Consider the following 9,436-nt stretch of genomic DNA (forward strand, 5'->3'; position numbering starts at 1 on the left):
GGGCACCTGAAACTGGTAGCTAAAAGCTGTGGTCGTACTCCGTGGCGAAGTAGGTAGCGCCCTCGGGGAAGCAGCCGAAGATCAGGTCGTCGTTGGGCAACCGGAACCAGAGCCAATTCGATCGGCCATCCATAGACGTTGGGTCAGCCTTGAGGATGGTCTCGACGCTCGCGTCAGAGGCGGGCTTTGACCGCATGATGTTGTGCCTGGACTCATCCTCGAACATGCCCAGGCTCAGGTCGTGTTCAGCAGCGATGCGGGTGGTCATGCCACGTTCCTCGTCACGTCCAGCACGACGTCGAGGTGCAGTGCCGGGAGCAGCTCGGCGTTGAGCTGCTTGAAGCGGTTGCCGTCGACCTCCTCGGAGCGCCAGATCAGGAACCTGGCGAACTGGCTGGGCCGGCAGATGATGGTCTGCTCGGTGCGGACGGCGTTGTAGGCTTCGCTGCAGGTCAGGCCGAAGGCCTTCTGCGCCGCCCTGGCGTTGGCCGCGTGGTTCTTGTCGATGTCGCTGAGGGTGAAGCGGACGCGGTCGTTCATGCTGGCTCCTTGTAGACGGAGGGCGCCGGGACCGCGAATGGTCCTGGGCCGATGACAATGGCGATCCCGCCGATGCCAATCTTGGTGAGGCGTGGACGTGGGTCGTCGTGGTGAAGTGGCGGGCCGATGTCGTGGACCCCGTTGCGCCAGTTCTTCATGGGGCGGGGATCTCCAGACCGAACTTCTGGCCGAAGGTGATGAACGCCGCCTTCATCTCGTCCGGATGGACGTTGTTGTCGTGGCAGGCCTGCAGCCCATTGAACTCATCGCGGGTCAGCTCTGGGACGAAGTTGAGCTCCTTGAACCAGTCGTACCCAAGGACGCCGGCGACGAAGTCGTCCATCTTGGGGACGTACTGGTCGTCCGGGATCAGGTGGCCGATCGCGCATTTGTGGTTGTTGGCACCCCGGTACGCGCACATGAACGCCTCCCTGTCGTAGGACTGGCGCCAGCCCTGGGCCTGGAGACCGAGATAGATGGTGTTGAAGGTCTGCTGGGTGATCATGCGTAGAACTCCTGCCTGAAACGGGGTGTGATGCAGATCGGGTCGATGATGATGGGCGTGCCTTCGTGGTCGCGCATCACATTGCCGGCGTGGATGTCCGACACGAACCGATAGTCGACGAGCTGCTCGACCGCCTTGCGGTAGCGGGCGGTCGGCCTGCCGCCATCGTGGATGGTTCCGCCCGAGACCTTGCGGAGCGTGGCCGCGATGTTCGCGGAGGTCGTGATGCGCTCGGCCCTCGGGACCTTGGCGTACCGGCGCATGACGCACCAGAAGCTGATTTTGGCGTCGTCCCACTGCAAGGCATAGATCTTGGGGAAGAACTTGGAGCTGATCTCCTTGTCGAGCAGCTGCTGAGCGAAGAACGGGAAGCCATCGGCGAGGCCTATGCGCCCGTTGTAGTGCTTGCCGACCTTCACGACGACGTCAGGGGCGTCGGGATGGACGAAGGCCGTGGAGAAGGCTCCGCGGCCGATCTGGCGATATCCTGCCTTGCGTAGTGCGGACGCGCTGAAGCAGGCGTGGCGGCGGGCGTGGTTGATCTGGGCTTTGATGTGCATCGGTGCTCTCCGGGGCAAACAAAAAGGGCGTCCCGTTGGGGACGCCCTTGGTTGCTCCTCTTCTCGCGGGAGCAGTTCGGATCTCAGGCTCACGTGGAGATCGGTGCGCAAGTTAAGGTCATTGCAGACCCGCGTTCAGCGAGAGTTGTGGACCCCACTGCGGATTGGCTTGGCCACAAGCAGTCGATTGGTTCCACGATGTCGTGATGTAACATATGAAGTCCGGTGTGCCGTAGGCGGCCCGGATTGGGCGCAGGTATTGGATGTGGGCACTATGTGCTAGTCCGGCTGGTCTGCGGGGTGAGGTTACAACTTCATGATAGCCTCCTATGTTGGCTGATCGATGATCGCCACCCTCATGCTGGGGTGCGCGCATCGGTTTCCCCGATCAGCTTTGGGGTGTTGCGGCCGGAGCCGAACCTTCGTGCTGGGACATCTTGGCCTCCAGCATGTTGCGCGCAGCCTGATAGAGCGCAGCCTTGTGGCTACGGGCCGGTGCATAGTTGAACTCGAAGCTCATATTGGAGAACGCCTTCTTCAGGGTGTGGTAGTCCTCCACGGCGACGAGCTCGGCGAACCGGGTGATGCAGTCCACGAGGACTGCGGCCTTGGCGTTGATGTCAGCCATTGCTGGTTTCCCTCCAGATGTGAGCCACCATCTTGGCGGCGTTGGTGTCCTGGAGATCGCTGAACGCGCACCAGTAGTCGGCGCCGACCTTGAGGTAGGTGGCGGAAATGTCGTCGGTCAGGCGCTCCCACATCCTGAAGCCGCCCGGGCAATAGATGGGTGGCAGCAGGTTGAGGAACTCCTCGTAGATAGGGAGATCGATCTGCCAGAACTTTCCCAGCATCCAGCGCGCGGGCTGGCCCTCACGTGTCCACCGATTGAGGTTCACGAAGTGGAGCGTGCGGTCGCCTTTGGCTGAGGGGAGTTGCAGCATATGTTGACCCTTTCACGATTTTCGAGAAACCAGACGCAGGCCCGGAGGTTGTTGTCGACGAAGTCCCGGTCGCTCTCCAGATAGTCACCCACGCCATAGAGCCGGCGCTTCTTCACCTTGGGGATACGCATGGCTGATCCCAGGAGAGGTCGAAGACGGAGACGTAATACTCGCTGCCGGGTTGGCCATCCGACCAACTGACGTAGACGCGGTTCCTGCCGGTCTTGTCCCAGCCGGTCACCGTGGCGGCTTCGCCGCGGAAGGAGGTCACGGGGTCGCCCACTTTCACCGGGCGACCATCAGGGTGGAAAAGGTGACGGTTCATGGTTAGGCCTCCGGCGGATCATAGATTTCGAAGGGGTTGCCCTCGGCGAGGTGACCGAAGGGTGTCATCAGATATTCGTCGTCCTGGTAGCTCATCACGGTGAGCACATAGCGCGGCTCGCCCGTCTTGGAGTCCGTGCATTCGAGCAGGGCAAGCTGTCCGTCCTGGGCGGCGCGCAGGAGCGTGTCGAAGTTCTTGCGGTGGTGTTCGGGGATCATGGACGTGCTCCTGTGTTGGTGGCGGCCACGCGAGGGTGATAAGGCCTCAGTCCGGAGGTCATGGGACATGGCGTGGCCGCCTGCGCCTCGCCCTGACTGGAGGGAGGGCGAGTTGCAGTTGCTGTTGCTGTTGGTCGGGGTAGGCCTAGGAGGTGGAGGTGGCGCGGGCGATGATCTCGGCCCGGACGTGCTCGGGGAAGATGTCCAGATCCTCGACCGTGATCTCTTGCGAGACCAGCAGTGGGACGTGCTCTTCGATGTCGATCAGCTCGCGATCGGTGAAGTCACCAGTGTCAATACGTGGGTCGCGCCATTGTGGCGGCGGGAGATCGTCATATTTGAAGGACTTCTCCACGACCACTCGCCAGTGGTGGGGCTCGATGCAGCGGGGCTCTAGGCAGGTGGGCCGGATCGATATACGTGGCTGATCCACGAGGTTCAGCAGCACACGGGCCGGGTTGCCGAAGTCACGCATGACTGGGTGACGGCCACGCATGGGGCCGTCCCAGATCAGGTGGTTACCTTCGAGGTGTGAGAGCCGAGCCACGCGGTCGGCCAGTGATGTCTTGGGGCGTGCCATGGTGCTCATATGGGTGGGAGAGAGTTAACCGAACAGTCCGGACCCCCAACTCAGTATGTCAATTTTAATATTGTACTCTGAGTACGGATTTTTTCCGCGGTCCCTAAGAGTAACTACATACTGTTCTGTTTATTCTCTCCGCATTGGGGAAAAAGGAGAGAGAAAAAAGTACTTTCTTATATGGGGAAAAGTGAATGATTAGAAAGGCTTACGAAGCCTTTCTAACCCAATTTCTGATCAGTGCTGGGTCTCGATTGCTTCAAGCACCCTACCGGTCAGCCGGCGATCCCTGACCTCTTCGAGATAGCGAATGGCCTCAAGCCGGTTCCTCTCGATGGCCTCAAGCCGCTGCTCGACCTTGGCCGAGACATAATAGGGGTGTTGCATCTGATTTCTCCGTGAAAGTGGTTGCGAAATGCAACCGGAAAATTCATGCGAACGCACACTACAAAAAGTTGGCGCGGCCCTGAATTGGCCCGCGCCACCGCCTGCGCCACACCCAGGTCATGACTAGGCCCTGATTTATGCAACCAAAGGCAGCAGCAAACTCAGCAGCACGTCAGATTGGTTGTGGCGCAGGCGTTGGAAGTGGTCGTCGTCCCTCCGTCCGTGTTGATCCGTCGCTCACACTGCGCGCCCTCCCGGGCTTCCGGCACGTCCCGCTCCTCCACACGACCGTGGAGCGGCCTAAATCGTTATCGAACCTGCACGCAGCGGATCTCGCGCCAGCCCTTGGGCACATGCGCGCCCTGCCAGGCGGCCACGCAGTCCGACCCGGCGCCAGCCACGTACAGCTGGTCGTCGTAGGTCGTGACCTGCAGCTCGTAGTGCTCGGGCGCCGGCGGCGCAGAGAGCCAGCTGGTGAGCCAGGCGAGCGCCGAGGCGGCGATGGCGATGCGGATCATGACAATTCTCCCTCGAATACGACCTTGAGATCAGAGAGCTCGAACCCTTGGCTGCGGGCGAGCTTCTCGGCTTCCACTTCACAATGCAGAGCGCCGCCCTTCACCCGCGCCAGCGCATGGCCTTCTTGGCGATCCATGATCACGAAGACTGTCTCCACCCCACGCTGATCCTGCGGCGTGTACAGCCGGCGGGCGTTTCGGGTGATCGGGGCCTGGCGCTGGCGCGACGGCCGAGCGCTAGGCTCGGGCACCGGTTCATGGGTGTGGACGCGCTCCTTCGAGAGCTTGTTCCAGACGCGATGCACCGGCTCGGCAAAAGAGTGCGATTGCACGAAGCCGTCCTCGCGCACCAGCACGGTCGTGGCCAGTCGGCGGCCAAGGCGGGGTTTTTGCGTCAAGTCCGGAAGGACGCGCATTCGCACTCTCCTGAAAAGTTTTGGGCTGTAGTGAGCGCGCTAAAGGTTGAGCTTCGCGCACCCTATGACGCACACGCATGAGCGTGCGCAGGAGACCCGCCCCCGAGGGGGCGGGGTAGGAGGGTGGCTTACGCCACCTTCCTCTGGGCTTCGGCCTGTGCCCGCTGGATGTGCTCATTCAGCCATCCGGCGAACTCCATCGCCTGCTCCAGCGTCAAGGCGCTGGCAGCGTGCTTCAGCCCGACCATCGGGTCGACCGGGTTGAGTTCGGCCTCACGCTTGGCCTTTTCTTCGGCCTCCGCCTTGGCCTCTTCCTCCGCCTTGGCCTTGGCCTCCGCTTCGGGGTCCGGTTCGGCCTCCGCCTTTGGCGGCATGGTTTCGACGCTGGCGTATTTGCAGACGTCCTCATAATCCTTCATGTTCGTGACCTTGAGCGCGGTCTTGTGCGCCTCCAGCGCCTTGACCGCGAAGTCGATTGCCTCATCCAAGGCAAGCTCGACGACGGCCTTGCGGTGCTCCGCCGGGAAGCCTTCGGAGAAGGCCTTTTCCGCGATGCGCCATGCGTTGCGGAATGTGGAAGTCTCCTTGGCCTCCTTGGCCGTGCCGAAGACCTTGTCAGCAAGGCGCTTTTTCGCACCCTTGCCGCTATCGCGGCACATCGCCAGCCAGCACACGCCGACATAGTAGGCACCATTCGTCTTGTTCTCGAGGTCGCGGATGCGTCCTGCAACGCCCGCCAGTGTGTAACCCGTTGCCATTTCACTCTCCGTTTTGCTCAATCGAGCAGGTTGCCGATCAGGCGCACCCCTCCCGTCCTCGCCCCCCCTTCGGGCTTGGCGCTGCTCATTTGAGCAACTTCCGGTCCGGGCATGGCTCCGCCACTCCCCTCGCGAGAGGGGTTGTTGGTGGGGGAGACCCCGCCACCGGCCTAACCGGCCGATAACCAAAGATAACCCATGGGATCGCAGGAACAAGCAAAGGAGTACACCATTTTTCCAGTATTTCCAAGTGTTAGCGGCGGGAATAGTGCCACATATACTATACAAAAATTTTTGGAAATTGGACCAATATTACTCCTGAACGAAAAAGGGCGCCCCGAAGAGCGCCCTTTCTTCCGCGTCTCTTGACCAAATCCCTAGTCCCAACCCGGGAGATGGTCAAACGCGATACTATAGGAAGAGTGATTTTAGTGCTTTCCCTCCGGAATTTCAGGCATTCGCGCAGCCAGATCGGCGCAGGTGTCCCGCATTGCAGCCAGTGCCTGATCCACCGGCATCCTGGAAACCAGGAACTGAGCGACCGCCTGCATGGTGCAGGCGCAAATCTCCAGGTCGGGACACCCCGCCTGAGACGCGATGTCCATGTGGTCACTCACTGCATCCATCAGCAAATCGAGATCTGCCTGTTCACTCATAGCTGATCCACTTCTCGTACTCCCACCACTCGTCAGCATCGACAGTTATCACTTCATCGCCCCCACAACTGTGACGAAGTTGTACACGATGTCGGTGCCCCCGTTCCGGATCTCGCGCAGCTGTTCGAACCTGAAGGCGCCGGCCAGCTCCTTCATCAATGCATGAAATCGCATCCGTGGCACACGCGCGACACCCCCCGCCATCGTGCAGAAAGCCCAGTATTCGTCGAAAAGGTGATCCCCCATAGTGCGGGTCTTGGAAGTGCCCTCGTGCTCGCGCTTTCCGACTCTGAGACGAGGGCTCTGTGACAAAAAATATCGCACCGAGTTGTTCTGGTTGGCCATGTCGTCGATCGCAGTCATGTGGCTGGTCGGCAACGTGTAGTCCTTGTTGACCTTCAACCGTGACAGGCCCAGGAGCGCCCAGGCGACGATCTGCTCACGCTCGGAGGCGAGAATGATCTGATCGATGTCGATGATCTTCTTCTCGTCCGAGATCCGCCGCGGGAACTCCAGGAACAACCAGCGGCGATTGAAACCATCGGAGGTATCCTTGGTGCGGGGAGTGTGGTTCGAAGCGAACCACTGCGCCGCCCTCGGCCGGAACCTGAAGATCGGCTGGTTCTTCATCTGTGCCTCGATCTCGGCGCCCTCGATCACTTGCTTGAAGACCTCGCCGGAGATGTCGCGCTTTTCCGAGATCTCACCCGCGAAGTTGACCAGCTTGTCGGCCATCTGGGCCGGCATAAACTTGTCACCCCAATCGGTCGGCGGAACAGCCGAGTGACACCCGTCCGGCATCAGGCCCTTCAGGATCTCCAGAATTCTCGACTTGCCGCTGTGCGCTTGGCCGATCAGGCAGAAGGCTCGCTGGTATTTGGGGGCAACACCCATGAGCGTTACCGCAAGAGCCTCCTGCAAAGCCATCACCTTGTCGCCATAGTCGGCGTCTTCTCCCCAGCAATCGTCCAGCATCTGGAGGAAAAGCGGGCAGCGGCTGTCTTCCTGGTACCGATAGGGCAGCACGTAGGTGCAGCCGAACTCCGGCGAATGCTTGCGGAGCTCCAGGTCCTCGGTCAGGAAGCCGTTGGCGAAGTTCACGCCGGTCAGGGAGACAGTCTGGAGGGTCTCGGAGATCAGGCCGGCCATCAGCTTCACGATCTGCGAGATGTCGGAGTAGCGCCGGCACACGGGCAGGTGGCCATACTCCTCCGACAGGTGCTTGATGAAGTCGTTCTGGTCGACCGTCTGCCAGGACGCGCCCTTCCACTGCCAGAACTGGCCCTGATGGTGCTTCAGCTTGCCGAACTCCTCCATGTCCTTGATCAGGGCGCGCGCGACCTCGGAGTGGTCGGTGCCCGTGATGTCGCCGGCGCGGAGCTTCAGGAGCTCCTTGCGCAGCGTGGTCACGCTGTAGGAGCCCTTCGATGCCGAGACGATGAACTTCAGGATGCGCTCTTCGTCGAGCGCGCCGATCTCGGAGTTGCGCGCCAAGCGATCGAGCGCCACTTCCACGGCGCGAGTCCAGCCGGCAGTGTCCGGCGTAACGTGACGCTCGAACTCACTGACGAGGTGGGCAACGATCTTCTCCGGCTCCCACTGCTCATTCTCGTCGCTGATGACGAGGCCGAGCTTGGTCTTGTCTTCCTCGGTCAACCCGTCGTCCCAGCCGGTCGGCAGGGCCTTGCGCTTGTCGCCGAGCACGTCGCGCATGAGGAAGTCGACAACCTTGGTCTGCGCCTTCTCGACGGAGACAGGATCACCCGCCACCTTCTCGACATAGCCCTCGACCCAGGCCTTCATCTCACCCATGGCCTCGATCAGCGTGCGCTCGCCGCGCGTGACAGCCCGGGCCAGCAGGCCGGCATTGTAGACCAGCGCGTTGTCGCGCGCACCAGCTGGCACGAACGACGTGATCTTGGTGTTGCCCGAGCTCGAGAGCTCGAAGCCCTCGGCCTTCAGCGCCTCGCGGAGCAGGCCTTCGACACCCTTCGGGAGCGCCGGGAGCGCGCCGATGACGTCGATCAGCTCGACGTTGGAGCTGTAGGGCTTGCCCGTGTCCGGGTGGATTGACGGAGGGAGCACGATCTGGGTGCCCTTGGACAGGCATTCCAGCAGCATTTCACCCTTCGAGTCCTTGACGCGGAAAGTGCGCTCGCCCTCGAAGCGATAGGCGTAGACCGCACCCTTGCGGCCGACACGCCGCCACGGCGAGGCCGGCAGGAGCTGCTCTATGATGCGCTGGACACGCGGGTCGTCGCTGTCGACGTCGATCGCCACCACGCCGGACGCGGCGCCCATGGGCAGACCGATGTTGCCGTCACCCTTCTGGCCCAGCCACTCACGCTGTTCGCGCTCGGTGGGCATACGGTCGGCGAAAACCTGCCACGCATCGATCCAGGGGCGCTTGAAACCGACCCGCAACGGGATCGCAGGCTTGCCGAGGGCCCAATATTTCGGTGCTTCAGAGGCAAAAATACCCATTATCCGGCCTCCTTCACGCGCTCTTTGAGGGCCTGGACCTGGTCCGCATCGCAGACTTCGGTCAGAAAACCCATGATTTTGGCCTGAAAATCGGCCATTTCGCGCATCGTCCAGACCTTTTCGCGGGCGGCGACCAGCTTCTCGATCAGGCCGGCGCGGGCCTTGGCCACCTGTAGCTTTTCGGAATGGTCGGCGTTGCCCAGGCTGGCGACGAGCGTCTTCAGGTCGGCCAGGACGGTGGTGATCTCCTGCTCGACGTAGTCAAGACGATCGGTCTCGCCTTCGAAGGTCACCGCGGCCGACTGAACAGTGCGGCCATTGAGCTCTTTCAGGAAGTCGCGCATTTCGGAAGGATAGGGGGACTGATCCAGATAGTCAGGCTGCTCGCGCAGCTGGTTCAGCACCACCCTTAGCTGGAGGACAACAGCCTCCGGCAAGGTCGGATAGAAGTTCGACATGAGGTACTCCGGGTTGGGGTACCTGATGTGGGCACGAATTTCAAAAATGCTCGGCAGATACTCTAGGGGGAACGGAAACAAAATTCGAAA

17 protein-coding genes are annotated in these 9,436 nt (G+C 61.3%); all 17 read right to left on the reverse strand.

Features of this window, described 5'->3' with window-relative positions; all coding sequences use genetic code 11:
• Positions 1 to 19 precede the first annotated feature (19 nt).
• The gene (locus FJ949_RS09500; RefSeq protein ID WP_140495475.1) at positions 20 to 268 is read right to left on the reverse strand and encodes a hypothetical protein; all 249 of its coding nucleotides are present in this window, start codon (positions 266 to 268) and stop codon (positions 20 to 22) included.
• The gene (locus FJ949_RS09505; protein WP_140495476.1) at positions 265 to 540 is read right to left on the reverse strand and encodes a hypothetical protein; all 276 of its coding nucleotides are present in this window, start codon (positions 538 to 540) and stop codon (positions 265 to 267) included. Before FJ949_RS09505 ends, FJ949_RS09500 begins: the two co-directional genes overlap by 4 nt.
• A 154-nt stretch (positions 541 to 694) precedes the next feature.
• The gene (locus FJ949_RS09510) at positions 695 to 1,045 is read right to left on the reverse strand and encodes a hypothetical protein (RefSeq protein ID WP_140495477.1); all 351 of its coding nucleotides are present in this window, start codon (positions 1,043 to 1,045) and stop codon (positions 695 to 697) included.
• Entirely contained in the window at positions 1,042 to 1,605 is a 564-nt protein-coding gene (locus FJ949_RS09515) for a hypothetical protein (RefSeq protein WP_140495478.1), read from the reverse strand. The genes FJ949_RS09510 and FJ949_RS09515 overlap by 4 nt, the downstream gene beginning before the upstream one ends.
• 388 nt (positions 1,606 to 1,993) lie before the next feature.
• Entirely contained in the window at positions 1,994 to 2,233 is a 240-nt protein-coding gene (locus tag FJ949_RS09520) for a hypothetical protein (RefSeq protein WP_140495479.1), read from the reverse strand.
• Positions 2,226 to 2,501: a hypothetical protein gene (locus FJ949_RS09525; RefSeq protein ID WP_140495480.1), complete on the reverse strand. Its 276-nt coding sequence runs from the start codon at positions 2,499 to 2,501 to the stop codon at positions 2,226 to 2,228. Before FJ949_RS09525 ends, FJ949_RS09520 begins: the two co-directional genes overlap by 8 nt.
• A complete protein-coding gene (locus FJ949_RS09530) occupies positions 2,498 to 2,677 on the reverse strand; it encodes a hypothetical protein (RefSeq protein WP_140495481.1) in 180 nt (59 codons plus the stop codon). Before FJ949_RS09530 ends, FJ949_RS09525 begins: the two co-directional genes overlap by 4 nt.
• Positions 2,659 to 2,871, reverse strand: coding sequence for a hypothetical protein (locus tag FJ949_RS09535; protein ID WP_140495482.1), 213 nt, complete (start codon positions 2,869 to 2,871; stop codon positions 2,659 to 2,661). Before FJ949_RS09535 ends, FJ949_RS09530 begins: the two co-directional genes overlap by 19 nt.
• 2 nt (positions 2,872 to 2,873) lie before the next feature.
• Positions 2,874 to 3,089 carry a DUF6117 family protein gene (locus tag FJ949_RS09540; protein WP_140495483.1) on the reverse strand — a complete coding sequence of 72 codons (216 nt, stop codon included), beginning with the start codon at positions 3,087 to 3,089 and terminating at the stop codon, positions 2,874 to 2,876.
• 145 nt (positions 3,090 to 3,234) lie between these two features.
• Positions 3,235 to 3,669 (reverse strand): hypothetical protein, encoded by a 435-nt coding sequence (locus tag FJ949_RS09545; RefSeq protein ID WP_140495484.1) that lies wholly within the window; start codon positions 3,667 to 3,669, stop codon positions 3,235 to 3,237.
• Positions 3,670 to 3,906: 237 nt separating this feature from the next.
• Positions 3,907 to 4,056: a hypothetical protein gene (locus tag FJ949_RS30285; protein WP_181173122.1), complete on the reverse strand. Its 150-nt coding sequence runs from the start codon at positions 4,054 to 4,056 to the stop codon at positions 3,907 to 3,909.
• Positions 4,057 to 4,364: 308 nt separating this feature from the next.
• A complete protein-coding gene (locus FJ949_RS09550; RefSeq protein WP_140495485.1) occupies positions 4,365 to 4,574 on the reverse strand; it encodes a hypothetical protein in 210 nt (69 codons plus the stop codon).
• Complete coding sequence (locus FJ949_RS09555; protein WP_140495486.1) at positions 4,571 to 4,990, reverse strand: hypothetical protein; 420 nt, start codon at positions 4,988 to 4,990, stop codon at positions 4,571 to 4,573. Before FJ949_RS09555 ends, FJ949_RS09550 begins: the two co-directional genes overlap by 4 nt.
• 128 nt (positions 4,991 to 5,118) lie before the next feature.
• Positions 5,119 to 5,748 carry a hypothetical protein gene (locus FJ949_RS09560; RefSeq protein ID WP_140495487.1) on the reverse strand — a complete coding sequence of 210 codons (630 nt, stop codon included), beginning with the start codon at positions 5,746 to 5,748 and terminating at the stop codon, positions 5,119 to 5,121.
• Between the two features lie 428 nt (positions 5,749 to 6,176).
• Positions 6,177 to 6,404 (reverse strand): hypothetical protein, encoded by a 228-nt coding sequence (locus tag FJ949_RS09565; protein WP_140495488.1) that lies wholly within the window; start codon positions 6,402 to 6,404, stop codon positions 6,177 to 6,179.
• A gap of 48 nt (positions 6,405 to 6,452) precedes the next feature.
• Complete coding sequence (locus tag FJ949_RS09570; protein WP_140495489.1) at positions 6,453 to 8,888, reverse strand: bifunctional DNA primase/polymerase; 2,436 nt, start codon at positions 8,886 to 8,888, stop codon at positions 6,453 to 6,455.
• A complete protein-coding gene (locus FJ949_RS09575; RefSeq protein ID WP_140495490.1) occupies positions 8,888 to 9,427 on the reverse strand; it encodes a hypothetical protein in 540 nt (179 codons plus the stop codon). Before FJ949_RS09575 ends, FJ949_RS09570 begins: the two co-directional genes overlap by 1 nt.
• Positions 9,428 to 9,436: the final 9 nt, after the last annotated feature.

This window comes from Mesorhizobium sp. B2-4-1 (assembly GCF_006442185.1).
In the GTDB taxonomy this organism is placed as follows: Bacteria; Pseudomonadota; Alphaproteobacteria; order Rhizobiales; family Rhizobiaceae; genus Mesorhizobium.